We start from the raw sequence: 16812 nt of genomic DNA on the forward strand, positions 1-16812 counted from the left end.
CCATGCAAGGCGCATCGCTTCGTCATCAGCCATCCGCACCCGGTCGCAAGCCGGTGCCGCGGGGTGCCAGCCGAATGGTGGCCAAAGAGCCGATGTCGGCGCGCTTGCCGAAAGCCAATTTTGGTTTTCTCAAGAGCCTGTTCTGGCCGGTGCTGCTGGTGGCGTTGGGGTTCGGTACGTATGAAGGCGCGCAACGGTTGCTGCCTTATGCCGACCGGCCGATTGCCCGGATCAATGTCCAGGGCGACCTGAGCTACATCAGCCAGCAGGCGGTGCAGCAGCGGATTGCCCCGTTCGTCGCGTCGAGCTTCTTCACCATCGACCTGGCGGGCATGCGCACGGAACTGGAGCAGATGCCCTGGATCGCCCACGCCGAAGTCCGGCGAGTGTGGCCGGACCAGGTGTCGATCCGCCTGGAAGAGCAATTGCCGGTGGCCCGTTGGGGCGACGAGTCGCTGTTGAACAACCAGGGCCAGGCGTTTACGCCACGGGAACTGGCCAATTATGAACATTTGCCCCAACTGTTCGGTCCACAGCGGGCCCAGCAACAAGTGATGCAGCAATACCAGGTGTTGAGCCAGATGTTGCGGCCATTGGGCTTCTCCATCGCGCGCCTGGAATTGCGTGAACGCGGCAGCTGGTTCCTGACCACTGGCGCGGGCAGCTCGGGGCCGGGCATCGAGCTGCTGCTCGGGCGCGGCAACCTGGTGGAAAAGATGCGCCGCTTCATCGCCATCTATGACAAGACGCTCAAAGAACAGATTACGAACATTGCGCGCATCGATCTGCGCTACGCCAACGGCCTCGCTGTTGGCTGGCGGGAACCTGTAGCGCCGACGACGGCCGAACCCGCCGTCGCGAAGAATTAAGAAGAGGCAGGACCCATGGCAAACGTGCAAAGCGGGAAAATGATCGTCGGTCTGGATATCGGCACTTCCAAGGTGGTTGCGCTGGTAGGCGAGGTCGCGGACGACGGCACGCTGGTCATCGTCGGAATCGGTACACACCCGTCCCGCGGCTTGAAAAAAGGCGTGGTGGTGAACATCGAGTCCACCGTGCAATCGATCCAGCGCGCCATCGAAGAAGCGCAGCTGATGGCCGGTTGCCGGATCCACTCGGCGTTCGTCGGCGTGGCGGGCAATCACATCCGCAGCCTGAACTCCCACGGCATCGTGGCGATTCGTGATCGCGAAGTCAGCTCCGCCGACCTCGAGCGCGTACTCGACGCGGCCCAGGCCGTAGCGATTCCGGCCGACCAGCGCGTGCTGCACACCCTGCCGCAGGACTACGTGATCGATAACCAGGAAGGCGTGCGCGAGCCCCTGGGCATGTCGGGCGTGCGCCTGGAAGCCAAGGTCCACGTGGTGACCTGTGCGGTGAACGCCGCGCAGAACATCGAGAAATGCGTGCGCCGCTGCGGCCTGGAAATCGACGACATCATCCTCGAGCAGCTGGCCTCGGCGTACTCGGTGCTGACCGACGACGAGAAAGAGCTGGGCGTATGCCTGGTGGACATCGGCGGCGGCACCACCGACATCGCGATCTTCACCGAAGGCGCGATTCGCCACACGGCCGTGATCCCGATCGCAGGCGATCAGGTGACCAACGACATCGCGATGGCGCTGCGCACCCCGACCCAGTACGCCGAGGAAATCAAAATCCGCTACGCCTGCGCCCTGGCGAAACTGGCCGGTGCCGGTGAAACCATCAAGGTGCCGAGCGTCGGCGACCGTCCGCCGCGCGAACTGTCGCGCCAGGCGCTGGCCGAAGTGGTCGAGCCGCGTTACGACGAGTTGTTCACGCTGATCCAGGCCGAACTGCGTCGCAGTGGCTACGAAGACCTGATCCCGGCCGGCATCGTGCTGACCGGCGGTACGTCGAAGATGGAAGGCGCGGTCGAGCTGGCCGAAGAGATTTTCCACATGCCGGTGCGCCTGGGCGTGCCGCATGGCGTCAAGGGGCTGGACGACGTGGTCCGCAACCCGATCTATTCCACCGGCGTGGGCCTGTTGATGTACGGCCTGCAGAAGCAATCCGACGGGATCTCGTTCTCAGGGATTGGCAGCCGCGATAGCTACAGCAGCGACGAGCCCAAGGCTCCGTTGTTCGAGCGGCTCCAGGCCTGGGTGAAAGGCAATTTCTAAAGATTCAAGCTTCAGGCGCCGGGTTTCAGGCTCGGCGTTGCAAGACGGCAATAAAACGCAGTAGGCGAAAAAACTAGAGAATGAAAGGAGAGGGAACATGTTCGAACTCGTAGACAACATCCCCGCTAGCCCGGTTATCAAAGTAATCGGTGTCGGCGGTGGCGGCGGCAACGCTGTCAACCACATGGTCAAGAGCAACATCGAAGGCGTCGAATTCATCTGCGCCAACACCGATGCTCAAGCGCTGAAAAACATCGGCGCGCGGACCATCCTTCAACTGGGCACCGGCGTGACCAAGGGCCTGGGTGCCGGCGCGAATCCCGAGGTTGGCCGTCAGGCTGCCCTGGAAGACCGCGAGCGCATCGCTGAAGTCCTGGCCGGCACCAACATGGTGTTCATCACCACGGGCATGGGCGGTGGTACCGGTACCGGTGCAGCGCCGATCATTGCCGAAGTGGCCAAGGAAATGGGCATCCTCACCGTTGCGGTGGTGACCCGTCCGTTCCCGTTCGAAGGCCGCAAGCGCATGCAGATCGCCGATGAAGGCATCCGCGCGCTGAGCGAAAGCGTCGACTCGTTGATCACCATCCCCAACGAGAAGCTGCTGACCATCCTGGGTAAAGACGCAAGCCTGCTGTCGGCTTTCGCCAAGGCTGACGATGTACTGGCCGGTGCCGTTCGCGGTATCTCCGACATCATCAAGCGTCCAGGCATGATCAACGTCGACTTTGCCGACGTGCGCACCGTGATGTCCGAAATGGGCATGGCAATGATGGGCACTGGCTGCGCCAGCGGTCCGAACCGTGCTCGCGAAGCCACCGAAGCGGCCATCCGCAACCCGCTGCTGGAAGATGTAAACCTGCAGGGCGCCCGCGGCATCCTGGTGAATATCACCGCCGGTCCGGACTTGTCTTTGGGCGAGTACTCCGACGTGGGTAGCATCATCGAGGCATTCGCTTCCGACCACGCGATGGTCAAGGTCGGCACCGTGATCGATCCGGACATGCGTGACGAGCTGCACGTGACCGTGGTTGCCACTGGCCTGGGCGCGAAAATCGAGAAGCCGATGAAGGTGATCGACAACACCGTGCAGACTGCCATGGCTTCGCAGCCACAGCAGCCAGCTGCCGCTCGTCAGGAAACGCCTGCGGTGAACTACCGTGACCTGGACCGTCCGACCGTCATGCGCAACCAGGCCCAGGCGGGTGCTGCGACTGCCGCGAAGATGAATCCGCAAGATGATCTGGATTACCTGGACATCCCGGCTTTCCTGCGTCGTCAGGCCGATTGATGGAATGTATCAGGGGTATACGGGTGATTGGTGTTCAGCAAAGGTCTGGTCTGCTATCATCGCCAGCCTTTGTTGATACCAGTTCGCAATTTGCGCTGAAGCGGCCCATGCCATGATTAAACAACGCACCCTGAAGAATATTATCCGTGCCACAGGTGTCGGCCTGCACTCCGGCGAGAAGGTCTACCTGACCCTCAAGCCCGCGCCTGTCGACACCGGCATCGTGTTTTGTCGTGCCGACCTCGACCCTGTGGTGCAGATTCCTGCTCGCGCGGAAAACGTCGGTGAAACCACTATGTCGACCACACTGGTCAACGGTGACGTCAAAGTGGACACGGTGGAGCATTTGCTCTCGGCCATGGCTGGCCTGGGCATCGATAACGCCTACGTCGAGCTCTCCGCGTCCGAAGTCCCGATCATGGATGGCAGTGCCGGACCCTTCGTATTCCTGATTCAATCGGCTGGCCTGGAAGAGCAGGACGCGGCCAAGAAATTCATCCGCATCCTGCGGGAAGTGACAGTGGAAGACGGCGACAAGCGCGCCACTTTCGTCCCTTTCGAAGGGTTCAAGGTGAGCTTCGAGATCGATTTCGATCACCCGGTTTTCCGTGACCGCACCCAGAGTGCAAGCGTGGATTTTTCCAGCACTTCGTTCGTAAAAGAAGTCAGCCGCGCCCGTACCTTCGGTTTCATGAGTGACATCGAGTACCTGCGCAAGCACAACCTCGCACTCGGCGGCAGCGTTGAAAATGCGATCGTGGTCGACTCCGATGGCGTGTTGAACGAAGACGGCCTTCGTTATGAAGACGAATTCGTCAAGCACAAGATCCTCGATGCAATCGGCGACCTCTACCTGCTGGGCAATAGCCTGATTGGTGAGTTCAAGGGCTTCAAGTCCGGCCACGCACTGAACAACCAGCTGCTGCGCAAGTTGATTGAGCAGAAAGATGCTTGGGAAGTCGTGACGTTCGAAGACGCCAGCACCGCACCCATCTCTTACATGCGTCCTGTCGCGGCCGTGTAAGCAAAAAACCTCTCTAGTTTTTTAAGGGCTGCCTTCGGGTGGCCCTTTTTTATGGCGGCAATGAACCCCGTGTGGGTCATTTCCTAAGGGATTGCGATATTCCCCTATAGGACGCTTCCCAAACGTCGCCGAACCCGTTGTTACTCGATGGAACAACCCTCTGAAGTAAGTCACGCTGAATGCCCTTGAAAACCAATCCCGCGTAAGACGCGGGCACCAAGGGAAGTCATGCCAGCAGACCGATCTGAACAGCACCAACTCGATTTCAATCAAAGCGACGCCGACACGGTTTTTGCCCCGTCACGTTCCCTCTTGGAACAAGCGGCTGCAAACGCCTGGGGGGATCGGCAACATGCTTGATCAACGGCCCACCTTCTTCGACCACAGCCGCCACACCCTGAGCGTCTGCGACCTCACAGCCCATCTCGACGTCCTGGCCTTCACCGGCGAGGAGCACCTGAGCCGGCCCTACCACTACCGCATCGAATTCACCTGCACCGAGCGCGACCTGGTGGTCACCGACCTGCTCAACCGGGATGCCTACTTCAGTCTTTACCCGCTGCCGCCACCGCCGACGCCCAAGGGCTTCGCGCCGCCGGAGATCAAGCCGCTGCGCACGTTCAATGGCGCGATCACGGCGTTCAAGCGCCTGTCCGGCTCCAACGACGAAGCCCGCTACGAAATCACGTTGCAACCGCGTTTCGCGCTGCTGGCGCGGGGCAAGCAGTTTCGGATCTACCAGCACCAGTCGGTGCCGCAGATCGTCGAACACATCCTGCGCACGCGCCATGATTTCCGGGGCCAGCATTTCTATTTCAATGTGGTGCGCGACTACCCCCGGCGTGAACAGGTCATGCAATACGACGAAAGCGACCTGGCCTTCATCGAGCGCCTGCTGGCTGATGTCGGCATCTGGTACCGGGTGGTCAGCGATGACCGCCTGAGCATCGACGTGGTGGAGTTTCACGACGATCAGCGGCACTACCAGCGCGGCGTCAAGTTGCCGTGTCGCCCGCCGTCCGGCTTGTGCGCCAACGAGCAGGACGCGGTCTGGCACCTGCAAACCGCCCACCAGGTGGTGGAAAAAAACATCAACTTTCGCGCCTACCACCATCGCGAGGCCTACGCGTTCCTCGACGGCGAGGTCGACCATACCCGCCGCGCCAAGGGCACCTACGGCGAGGCCTATCACTACGGCGAACCTTACACGGTGCTGGGCGAGCGCTACGCCCTGGACGAGGACCTGCAAAGCGAAAGTGGTTTTTTCTACGCGCGCCTGCGCCATGAACTCTACCTCAATGACCAGACCCGCCTCAGCGGCACCACCAGCAGCGCCACCCTGGCCCCGGCCCAGATGCTCGAAATCACCGGCGGCGCGCCCCAGGCCTTCGAGTTCGGCGCGGTGATCGTCAGCCTGCGCACCGAAGCGGCCCGGGACCGCAGCTTCATCGCCACCTTCCAAGCGATTCCTTACTCGGAAACCGTGTGCTTTCGCCCACCGCTGCCGCCCAAGCCGCGCATCAGCGGCACCATTCCCGCCCGCGTCAGTCACCCGGAAGTCAACCCGCCGTACGCTGACCTCGACTTCGAGGGCCGCTACAAGGTGCGCTTCCTGTTCGACCGCGACACCTGGCAAGCCGGCCGCGAAAGCGCCTGGCTGCGCCTGGCCCGACCCTACGGCGGCGACACCCACGGCCTGCATTTCCCGCTGCAGGCCGGCACCGAAGTGGCGGTGGCTTTCGAGCACGGCGACCCCGACCGCCCCTACATCGCCCACGCCCTGCACGACGACCGGCACCCGGACCCCGTCACCGCCCGCAACGAGCGCCGCAACGTGCTGCGCACTCCGACCAACAACAAACTACGCATGGACGACACCCGCGGGCAGGAGCACATCAAGCTCAGCACCGAGCACAGCGGCAAGAGCCAGTTGAACCTGGGGCATCTGGTGGATGCCGAGCAGACGAAGCGGGGGGAAGGGTTTGAGTTGCGCACCGATGGACATGGCGCCCTTCGTGCGGGCAAGGGGGTGTTTATCAGTGCTGATGAGCAAACCCAGGCCAAGGGCGACGTCCTCACCATGGACCCGGCCACCGCCCAGGTCGAAGGTGCCAGACAGCAGATGGCCGAATGGCAGGACATCGCCCAGGCCCACCACAGCCGCAAACCCGACCTGCGCGGCTTGGAACAACTCCAGGCCGACGCAAAAGACCTTTCGGCCGCCGCCATCCTGCTCAGCGCCCCCCAGGGCATCGGCGCCGTCACCCCGGCCAGCCTGCTGCTCAAGAGCGGCGACGCGCTGTACCTGCAAAGCCACAACGAAATCAACCTCGCCGCCGCCAAGCGGCTGTCGGCCCACGCCAACCAGGGCATCTCGCTGCTGGCCCAACAGGAAGGCCTGCGCCTGGTCTCCGGCAAAGGACCCCTGGACATCGAATCCCACGGCGATGGGATGGGCATGAAAGCCCAGCAGGACATCACCGTGCAGTCGGTGCAGGGGCATGTGCAGGTGACGGCGAAGAATGGCCTCACCCTGGCGTGTGGGGGTGGGTTCATTCGGATTACCCCGACCGGCGCAATCGATATCCATAGCCCCGGCAAGCTGAACCTCAAGGGGCAGCACGTCTGGGAACTGCCTGCCGGGCAATCTTTTGCACTGGCGGATTTGCCGCAATCGGTGTGCAAGGAATGCCTGGAGATGGCCCGCGAAAACGCCGTGGGAATTCTTCCGCGTGAAAGCTGAAATAAGGAATACATACATGGCAGCGCCAAGCGAATGGCAACAGCAGATAGAACACGTCTGCGTGACTGCGGACATACAGCGAGTGGACCTTTTGCTGGACCAGTCCGACTGGGACAGCTGCGCTATCCCGGCCCTGAAACAAATAATGCCAGAGATAGCATGGCATTCGTTGTTTACCGGTACACCGGAGGAAAACCTGCTGGAGCAAGCGCCGCTGTTGATGCGGCTGGATCTGGCGCATTGGCAACATCGAGCCTGGCTGGAAGAACTCATGACTCACTGTGCAGCCGATGCCCGGCTGTTGGTCGCGATCTCCCCGTTGCCCTTCGACGCGCTCAGCTTGGCCCTGCAAACCTTGTCCCAAATGAACTGGGGTGGGCAGCCAGGCTTGTTGCGGTACTACGACCCGCGAATCTTCCCTCTGTTGATTTCCTCCATCTTGAGCGACCAACAGCGCCTCCAATTCCTGCTCCCTGTCAGTTACTGGAGCTGGCTGGATCGGGACGGCCAGCCGCAATGGCGACGGGGCGCCAGCCAGACACGGGGGCGCATCGACATACCGCCCACCGTCGAACTGAGTGATGAGCAATGCGACCTGATCGGATGCATCTCCGATGCGCAGCAGCTTTTTGATAGCGGCCAATTTGATCAGCTTGAGGAAAGTCAGGAGCAGCGTTTCGCGTTGTTATATCGGCTGGTCGTAAAGGCAGCCAAAGAGAATTACTTCAACGATCTCAGCGAGTATGTGCGCAACCGCGCTTTTTAGTTCCAAGGAGGACCGGCAATGGTCGCGGTGGCTATTGCTGCATAACGGATCGCATGCAAAAAAAAGATTCCGGACGAAGCGGTTTTTTGCGTGATTTAGGAAGTTGATAAAAAGGACTTTTCCATGAGGCAGTTGATGTTCCGCAAATCGATAGTGCGAGGTTCTTGTGCCTTGCTGGGGTTGATGTTGCATGGGTGTTCTTCTGCGGATAATGAGATGGCGGGAGGGAATATAGAAGCCGTTAACCATACGTTGAATGCGATCAATTGGTTGTCGGTTAACGGATATAGGGCGGACGGGGGAGGAGGCAGTTCGTGTTGCATCATTATGCCGACCAAATGGCGTCCAGGGTTGAAGGCTTATATTGAATGGGAGGTGGATCCTGATCCTTTTGCGGATGCACCGCCTTTAGGAACCGATGAATTTCGAGTTTTTATGGTAAGGCACAAGATTAATTATCAACGGCATAGCGCAACGTTAGAAATCCCGGAATGGCCAGGAACGGAGTCTTGCGATCTGAAAGTCCATTTCCTGACTTGTAATCAAATCAAGGTTACTACCGTGTGTGCGGTATACGGTCAACCCAATTATCCTATTAAAGAACCGCTTGAAATGAAGGAGCCTGCCGTATGCCCGAAATAAAAACTAATTCGAGGGCTTACAAAGTGCTGCCGTTGTCGGTGCTCATAAGGTGGGCGTCGCAGGGGCTCTATGCCTCGCTGGGATTGATGCTGCTGGGGTGTTCTTCTGCGGATAACGAGATGGCGGGAGGGAACTTGGCTGCCGTCAACCACACCTTGGGCGCAATTAATTGGTTTTCAGTTAATGGTTATAGGGCTCACGGCGGTGGGGGCAGCTCGTGCTGCATCGTTATGCCGACCAAATGGCGTCCAGGGTTGAAGGCTTATATCGAGTGGGAAGTAGATCCTAATCGTTTTGCAAGAATTAAGCGAAAGACCGCTGGTTTCGGTTTCGATGAAGAAGCTTGGGCTGCCCACGAGGCAAAATTTCAGCGCCATAGCGCCATGGTGGAGATGCCGGAATGGCCAGGAACGGAGTCTTGCGATCTGAAAGTCCATTTCCTGACTTGCAATCAAATCAAGGTTACTACCGCGTGTGCGGTGTACGGCCAGCCAAACTATCCCATCAAAGAAAAAAAACAGATGAAGGAGCCAGCCGTATGCCCGAAATAAAAACTAATTCGAAGGCATACAGAGTGCGGCCGTTGTTGGTGCTCAGAAGGTGGGCGTCGCAGGGGCTCTATGCCTCGCTGGGATTGATGCTGCATGGGTGTTCTTCACCGGACAACGAGATGGCGGGTGGGAATATAGAAGCCGTTAACCATACGTTGAATGCGATCAATTGGTTGTCGGTTAACGGATATAGGGCGGACGGGGGAGGAGGCAGTTCATGTTGCATCATTATGCCGACCAAATGGCGTCCAGGGTTGAAGGCTTATATTGAATGGGAGGTGGATCCTAATCGACACGCAAAATTACCTTCGGTCACCTCAATTGAGTTTCGCGAAGCATATGCCAAGCATTCGGCTAACTACCGGCGGCATAGCGCTACGGTAGAAATTCCGGAATGGCTGGGGACGGAGTCCTGTGATCTGAAAGTGCATTTCCTGACTTGTAATCGACTCAAGGTTACTACCGCGTGTGCGGTATACGGTCAACCCAATTACCCTATTAAAGAACTGTTGGAAATAAAGGAGCCCTCCACATGCCCGAAGTAAAAGTCAATAACTCGAAGGCTAAGGCTTGGGCGCCGCCGATTTTTCCCGTCGGGGGACGTCTGCCCGTAGAGATGCGAAAGGTGACCGAGAACTACAATAAACAAACTGCAGAGAAAAATGCTTTTCGTCGAACGACCAATGCCCGAGGGCAAAAGCGGCACTCCGCGTGCTGCTACAGTTTGCACATCAGTTTGTTTTTTGATGGGACCAACAATAACGAGGACAACGATACGAAGAAAGGGCATCCCAGTAATATTGCGAAGCTGTTCCATGCGTCGCTCAGAGGTACGCCGGCAAAAGAACGTGGCTATTTTTCCTACTACATGCCCGGAGTCGGAACCCCTTTTCCAGAAATCGGCGAGCTGGATTACAGCGAGGAGGGGTTGAAGTTCGCCACAGGTGGCGAAAACCGTATCAATTGGGCCCTTGTTTCTTTGGCTGATGCCTTGCATACAGCCCTGATCAAAAAGCCATTGTCCCAAGATCGTCGAGCAAAAGCCGTCGAGTCCATGGACACGTACATAGCTCCTATGATGAGCATCTTCGGCGCTGGTCGGCGGCGCCAAGTCATGCAGGGCCTGCTGGAACCCCTGAAAACCCATGTCCGTCAAGCCAGGCCTGAAGTCCTGGGCGTCAAGCTCTTCGTCTATGGATTTTCCCGCGGCGCGGCGCAAGCGCGCACTTTCGTGAGCTGGCTGAGCCAGCTGTTCGACACGCCGGATGAGGCCGAGAAACCGGAACAGACTTTACTGGGCCTGCCGGTGAGCATCGAGTTCCTCGGCCTGCTGGATACCGTGGCGTCGGTGGGTATCGCCCATGTCACGCCTTTTTTTGCCGGGCACATGGACTGGGCCGATGACACCCAGCTCTTGCCGGACGCGAAGACATTTCCCGATTTCGTCAAATGCTGCCGGCACTTTGTGGCGGCCTTCGAACAACGTGCCTGTTTCCCACTGGACTCGGTTCGTAACGAGGACGGCAACTACCCATCCAATACCTATGAAGTGGTGTACCCCGGCGTGCACTCCGATGTGGGCGGTGGGTACCCGAAAAACGACCAGGGCAAGGCGCGTGGCGGTACGGATGAGTTGGTGTCGCAGATCGTCCTGCACGATTTGTATGCCGCGGCCTTCGCCGCCGGGGCGCCATTGCAGGTACCGGGAACAGTGCTGCCGGACAGCCTGAGGAGTCAGAAACATTGGCGAGCGCTGGGGCTGGATGTGGCAGAGGAATTCGATATAAGCCCTCAAGTCATCGAACGCTTCAACGCCTGGCACCACCAGACCCTGCAAACGACCTCGCCCGAGGACCAGGGCAGCATTTCCACTGACGGCTACCACCCCTTGCTGCTCACGACCACCGTCGAAGACACCCTGGCCGAGCAACTGGGCTGGATCACCGGCTGGCGCATCGGCCGCTATGCCAATGACCGCGAGCAGGTTGAAGATCACTATCGATACGACGACAGCTACAAGCATCAACCTTTCTTCACCGAGGCCCAGGAAGCCACGGCCTACGATACGGACCAACAGCGTAGCGAGTATGAAGACCAGAAACGGACCGTGCTGAAGAACCGCCAGAAAGAACCCGTGGCGGCGATGAATCATCCCGGCCCGCCGATCTACGAACCGCAGATCGACCAGACCCAACTGAGCCAGGCCGCCACTGAGTTCAAGCACGACTATCTGGATATCGAACGCAAACAAACCAGCAAGTACGGTACGGTCCTGGACGTGGTCATGCGCGACACGATCTATCTGCTCAACGAGAACGATGAGGTGCGCGACCACGCCAACATCAAGGCGGCGGGCGAGCTGCGTTACGAGCAACTGTTCGATGACAGGTTCGGCAGGCCCAGCCGGGACCCTGGCCTGGCGCTGCTGGTGGCGTTGTTCGATGACCACATCCACGATTCACGGGCCTGGTTTATGCACGACAAGTTGGCATCCCGTGAGCTATGGGCCGGCTACTTCTTTTATCGCATGACCTATTTCGGCAATGAGAACAGTCGTGACCTGTCTCCGGTGGTGGTGGCCGGGCGGATGCTGGGGGTGGCGGTGCTGGCGGGCGCCACGGTGTATGGCATCAAGCGCAGCGGCACGCTGGGCGGGGTGGGTGGCGTGGCGGCCGGTATGGGCGCGGCGACCATTGGTTATCAGGTGATCGACCAGGTCAGCGGGGCGGTAGTGCCGTTTCTGCCGGGGGCGGAAAAGATTTTGCAGCCGACGCGCCATATCGGCGAAGTGGTTATCGAGCAGAAGAAACAGATCGCCCAGGACGACTATCTGCAGCGCCTCGATCGGACCGACGAGATGCTGCGGCTCGCCGGCGTGCTGGTGGAGTTTGATGGGGAGGTGGCGCCATGATCCCCGTGATCCGCCTAGGCGACTCTCTACACTCCTTCGGCGGCAAAGTGCTCGAAGGTCGTTTCCTGGCGATTGGCCGGCCGCTGTCCTGCATGGGGGACAAGGTCCGCTGCGAAAAGCACGGCGAGAATCGCATCGCCCAAGGCGCGGGAGGGTTCAGCTTCAACGGGCAGTTGTTGGCCTTGGACGGGTACCGCTGCGATTGCGGTTGTACGTTGGTCAGCTCCTTGGCGCTGTCGTTTATATCGGTGAAGCCATGAATCGCCCGCCGCGTTACCCGCCGTTCGCCCAGCCAAGGGAACCGCGCTGGGGCCGCTGGTGGCTGGCGTTGCCGCTACTGTGGATTGTCCAGCTGGCAATCCTGGTGCCGTTCTGGCCCGAAGATCAGCCACGCCTGGCATTGTGGTTGTGGAGCGCTGTGTTGCCCTTGAGCTGGGCGCTGGCGTTGTCGTTGCGGGTGTTGCCATGGCAGATCGGCTTGTTCAGGCGCGACGTATTTCGCCGCACCCAGGACGACGATACACAGCGCTGGTGGCGCTGGCGAAGCCTGGGGTTGCCGGTGGAAGAGGTGCTGGTGTTGGGGCCGGCCGGTGATGATCAAATCCACTATCGGGGCCTGATGAACGACACGCCGCTGCCGACGCCCATGGCGCGATCCAAGGCTGCGGTGCCGTCATTGAATTGCCCGGTGATACTCAGCCAGTCCGCCGAGCGTGCTCCGGCGCTGGCGCAACACCTGGCTCGGTTGGTTTTTGAGCAAACCGGAATATTGGAGCGGTGGCCGAGGTTGCGGGCGATTGTCTGGGCGGGCGACGAAATCGAACTGGCTGCCTTCGAGAAGGTGCTGGGCAGCCACGGCACCGAGCTGCCAAAGGTGTGCTTGCCGTTGCAAGACCTGGCGGACCTGGACGAACTGATCGACATATTCAATCAAGAATGCCGTCACGCCGAGGACTGGCTGCTGTGCGCCGGGGTGGTTTCGGTGCAGGGCGCCGAAGCGGCAACGCCACCTGGCGAAGGTGGTTTTTTGTGGGTGGTGAGTCGTCAAGGGCGGCAGCTGTTGCATCGTGGTGAATACCTGTCGGGCGAGACTGACGACCCCCCCGCTGAGCTCAGCGCACAGATGCAGCGTTATGCCGGGCTGCAAGCCCCGCCGACCTGTCTGGCCATGGACCAGGCCAGTCAGCAAGCCTTCATGGCCGGCGGCTGGTCGGCGATCGAGCATCAATTGGAAGCGCACTGGGGTGAATTGGCGCATCTGGCGCCGTTTATCGGCATGTCGTTGGCGTTGTTGCATGCAAAGGAGGCCGGACAGCCCTGTGGCTGGCTGAGCCAGGATGCGGACAAACGATTGGCAATTGGAGTGGCAAAACCTCATGGCAAGGGATAACGGCGAGCCCAAGGGCTCATTGATAGGGTTGGGGTCAGGCTACCTGCTGGTCATGACATTCATGGTGCTGCTCGGTTGCCTGCTGTATCGCTTGGCGGGCCATCACCTGGAATTGCCGCCAGTCGCGTTCCAGCAATTGATGTTGTGGGGGCTGGGGACATGGGTTGCGCTCTTTTGGTTCTGCCCGATGATTTTATTGGCCTGGGATCGTTTGACGGTACGCCAGGCGCAGCGGACCACGCCGGGAGGCATTGGCAGCGTCGCTGCGTCCCGATTGAATCCACAGCCGGATTTGAAAGACGACGAAGAGAAGCTGGCCAGGCTACGCGAAAACCTCCGCTTCCAATACGGCCCCCTCTGGCGCCACAAGGTCCGCCTGCTGCTCATCGTCGGTGAGCCCACCCAGATCGCCGCCATCGCCCCGGAGCTGGCGAAAAAGAAATGGCTCGAAGGCGAACGCACCGTGCTGCTATGGGGCGGCAGCGTCCAGGAAGAATTGCCAACCCCACTGTTGAACCCATGGCTCACCTTGCGCCGTTGGCGGGCGCTGGACGGGGTGGTCTGGGCGCTGGACAAACCGCAAAGCACCGATGCGGTGGCGCTGGCCAAGGGCATGCGGCAGTTGCAGGGGCTGGCTCGGCGGCTAGGCCGACGGTTGCCGTTGCACTTGTGGCAGGTGTGCGAGAGCGGCTGGTCCCAGGACGGGCGCGAGAGCCAGCCGGTGGGTTGTCTGTTGCCGGCCAAGGTGACGCCGTCTCTGTTGGAGGCGTGCCTGGAGGATCTGGTCGAGCCGTTGCGTTGCCAGGGCTTTGCCCAGATGAAGATCAAGAAGCGGATGCACCACGATTTCCTGCTGCGCCTGTCCCGGGATTTGCAGGCCGAGGGCATTGCCCGTTGGCGGCAGGCGCTGGCGCCGTCGTTGAGTGGGTTCAACCCGGGGGTGATGCTGCGAGGGTTGTGGTTCAGCCTGCCACTGCGCGTGACGCAAAGCGCTGACGGCGAGCATTTCTGGTGGCCGGACCCGGCGTGGCACGGCGTGCAGCGCGACAAGGCCGTCGGCGCGCGGTTGGGGTGGGGCGCGCCGCGAGTCGTCTATGGGCTGTTCATGGGCCTGGCGCTGGTGTGGGGCGCGGGGATGGCGCTGTCCTTTGTGAGCAATCGGGCGCAGATCGTCGAGGCGCAGGCCTTGTCGACGGCGTTGCAACAGTCATCCACCCAAGAGGAGCAACTGTTGGCGCTCGAAGCGCTCGTCCATGTGCTGGCTCGCCTGGATCACCGTGTCGTGTCCGGTGCGCCGTGGTACCAGCGCTTTGGCTTGAACCGCAATGAAACCTTGCTCGAACTGTTGTGGCCCCGGTATGTCGAGGCCAATAACCGCCTGGTGCGAGACCCGGCGGCGGCGAGGTTGCGCGGGCAACTGGAGGCGCTGGTCAAGCTGGCGCCGGGCAGCCCCGAGCGCGTTGAGCGCACGCGTATGGCCTACGATCAGCTCAAGACTTACCTGATGATGGCGCGCCCGGACAAAGCCGTGGCGCCCCTGTTGGTCAAGACCCTGGGCCACGCCGAACCCACGCGTGACGGAATTTCGCCAGGGCTCTGGCGGACCCTCGCACCGAACCTGTGGCAGTTCTACGCCGAGCAACTGGCCGCGCACCCGGACTGGCGCATCGAGGCCGACCCGCGGTTGGTGGCGCAGGTGCGCCAGGTGCTGCTCGACCAATTGGGCCAACGCAACGCCGAGGCCAGCCTGTATCAACGGGTGCTGGACGACGCCACCCCGCACTATCCAGCCCTGGGCCTGCAACAGATGGTGGGCGACACCGAAGCCGCCGGGTTGTTTTCCAGCAAGGCCAGCGTGCCGGGGGTGTTCACGCGCCAGGCCTGGGAGGGCCAGGTGCGCCAGGCCATCGATGACATCACCCAGGCGCGCCGCGAAGAAATCGATTGGGTGCTCAGTGATCGCCCCGGTGACATCGATGTGCGCTTGACGCCCGGCGAGCTCAAGGCGCGCCTGACCGAACGTTATTTCAAGGACTACGCGGGCGCCTGGCTGGTGTTTCTCAACAGCCTGCGGGGCAATCAACCCAAAAGCCTGGATCAGGTCATCGACCAGTTGACGCTGATGAGCGACGTGCGCCAATCGCCGTTGCTCGCGTTGATCAATACCCTGGCCTATCAAGGGCAAGCGGGCACCCGCGTCCCGGCCCTGGGCGACTCGCTGATGAGGTCCGCGCACAAGCTCATCGGCCCGGACAAGGCCCCGCCCATAGACCCGCTGGCCGACCTGCCGAGCGGCCCGCTGGATCCGACGTTCGGCCCGTTGTTGGCCTTGCTGGGCAAGGGTGGCGCTGACCATTTGAGCCTCCAGGCCTACCTCACCCAAGTGACCCGCGTGCGCCTGAAACTGCAACAGATCAACACGGCCAGCGACCCCATGGAAATGACCCAGGCCCTGGCGCAGACGGTGTTCCAGGGCCGGGGCATCGACCTCACCGATACCCAGTCCTATGGCCGTCTTATGGCCGCCAGCCTCGGTGCGCAATGGGCCGGCGTGGGCGAAACGCTGTTCGTGCAACCGCTGGAACAGGCTTGGCAGCGAGTGCTGCAACCGTCGGCGGCGGGCCTCAACAGCCAATGGCGGCGTTCGATCGTCGAGCATTGGAACGCGGCCTTTACCGGGCGTTATCCCTTCGCCGCGACGGCCAGCGATGCTTCGTTGCCGATGCTGGGGCAAATGATCCGCGCCGACACGGGGCGCATCGAGCGTTTTCTCCACAGCCAGTTGAGCGGCGTGTTGCGCAAGGAAGGCAACCGCTGGGTGGCCGATCCCCGCCACGGTCGCGGTTTGCGCGTCAATCCCCAATTCCTGGAGGCGGTCAATCAACTGAGCGATCTGGCCGACGTGCTCTACACCGACGGCGGCCTGGGCTTGAGTTTTGAACTGAGCGGCAAAGGCGTGCGCGATGTGGTGCAAACCACCTTCATCCTCAACGGAGAGAAACACCACTACTTCAACCAGAAGGAGCGCTGGCAGCGCTTCGGCTGGCCAGGACGCAGCGACTACCCCGGCGTCAGCCTGACGTGGACCAGCGTCCACACCGGCGAACGGTTGTTCGCCGACTACGCCGGCGCCTGGGGGCTGATCCGCTTGCTGGAACAGGCCACGTTCACCGCGCTGGACGATGGCGACAGCCGCTACCGCATGGTGCTCAAGGCGCCCGATGGCCTGGGCCTGACGTGGCACCTGCGCACCGAACTGGATGCCGGGCCGATGACGCTTCTGAAGTTGCGAGGGTTTACGTTGCCGGGGCGGATATTTTTGGATGGGCGCGGGGCGGCGGAAGGATAGA

Annotated in this window: 13 protein-coding genes; all 13 read left to right on the forward strand. The window is 60.9% G+C overall.

From position 1 onward, the window contains the following. Positions 1 to 2: 2 nt before the first annotated feature. The 13 genes from J3P76_RS05020 (at position 3) to J3P76_RS05080 (ending at position 16811) form a co-directional block, all read left to right on the forward strand. Complete coding sequence (locus J3P76_RS05020) at positions 3 to 869, forward strand: cell division protein FtsQ/DivIB (RefSeq protein ID WP_042729561.1); 867 nt, start codon at positions 3 to 5, stop codon at positions 867 to 869. A 15-nt stretch (positions 870 to 884) separates the two neighbouring features. Beyond that, on the forward strand, positions 885 to 2144 hold the full coding sequence (ftsA, locus tag J3P76_RS05025) for a cell division protein FtsA (RefSeq protein WP_003205342.1): 1260 nt from the start codon (positions 885 to 887) through the stop codon (positions 2142 to 2144). Between the two features lie 97 nt (positions 2145 to 2241). Beyond that, positions 2242 to 3435 (forward strand): cell division protein FtsZ, encoded by a 1194-nt coding sequence (gene ftsZ, locus J3P76_RS05030; protein WP_420765420.1) that lies wholly within the window; start codon positions 2242 to 2244, stop codon positions 3433 to 3435. A gap of 112 nt (positions 3436 to 3547) precedes the next feature. Beyond that, on the forward strand, positions 3548 to 4459 hold the full coding sequence (gene lpxC / locus J3P76_RS05035) for a UDP-3-O-acyl-N-acetylglucosamine deacetylase (RefSeq protein WP_095106092.1): 912 nt from the start codon (positions 3548 to 3550) through the stop codon (positions 4457 to 4459). Between the two features lie 352 nt (positions 4460 to 4811). Further along, positions 4812 to 7202 carry a type VI secretion system Vgr family protein gene (locus J3P76_RS05040; RefSeq protein WP_434701610.1) on the forward strand — a complete coding sequence of 797 codons (2391 nt, stop codon included), beginning with the start codon at positions 4812 to 4814 and terminating at the stop codon, positions 7200 to 7202. 16 nt (positions 7203 to 7218) lie between these two features. After that, entirely contained in the window at positions 7219 to 7968 is a 750-nt protein-coding gene (locus J3P76_RS05045) for a DUF4123 domain-containing protein (RefSeq protein ID WP_434676539.1), read from the forward strand. Between the two features lie 135 nt (positions 7969 to 8103). Next, complete coding sequence (locus tag J3P76_RS05050; protein WP_434676540.1) at positions 8104 to 8610, forward strand: DUF3304 domain-containing protein; 507 nt, start codon at positions 8104 to 8106, stop codon at positions 8608 to 8610. Positions 8611 to 8696: 86 nt separating this feature from the next. Continuing rightward, complete coding sequence (locus tag J3P76_RS05055) at positions 8697 to 9161, forward strand: DUF3304 domain-containing protein (protein ID WP_434676541.1); 465 nt, start codon at positions 8697 to 8699, stop codon at positions 9159 to 9161. 86 nt (positions 9162 to 9247) lie between these two features. After that, positions 9248 to 9706 (forward strand): DUF3304 domain-containing protein, encoded by a 459-nt coding sequence (locus tag J3P76_RS05060; RefSeq protein WP_434676542.1) that lies wholly within the window; start codon positions 9248 to 9250, stop codon positions 9704 to 9706. After that, positions 9694 to 12072, forward strand: a complete 2379-nt coding sequence (locus J3P76_RS05065) for a T6SS phospholipase effector Tle1-like catalytic domain-containing protein (protein WP_434701611.1) — start codon at positions 9694 to 9696, stop codon at positions 12070 to 12072. The genes J3P76_RS05060 and J3P76_RS05065 overlap by 13 nt, the downstream gene beginning before the upstream one ends. After that, entirely contained in the window at positions 12069 to 12332 is a 264-nt protein-coding gene (locus J3P76_RS05070; RefSeq protein ID WP_434701612.1) for a PAAR domain-containing protein, read from the forward strand. The genes J3P76_RS05065 and J3P76_RS05070 overlap by 4 nt, the downstream gene beginning before the upstream one ends. Before the next feature lie 140 nt (positions 12333 to 12472). Then, entirely contained in the window at positions 12473 to 13462 is a 990-nt protein-coding gene (locus J3P76_RS05075; protein WP_420767940.1) for a hypothetical protein, read from the forward strand. Beyond that, on the forward strand, positions 13449 to 16811 hold the full coding sequence (locus J3P76_RS05080; RefSeq protein WP_434701613.1) for an ImcF-related family protein: 3363 nt from the start codon (positions 13449 to 13451) through the stop codon (positions 16809 to 16811). The genes J3P76_RS05075 and J3P76_RS05080 overlap by 14 nt, the downstream gene beginning before the upstream one ends. Position 16812 lies beyond the last annotated feature (1 nt).

This window comes from Pseudomonas sp. D1-36 (assembly GCF_051132205.1).
GTDB lineage: Bacteria > Pseudomonadota > Gammaproteobacteria > Pseudomonadales > Pseudomonadaceae > Aquipseudomonas.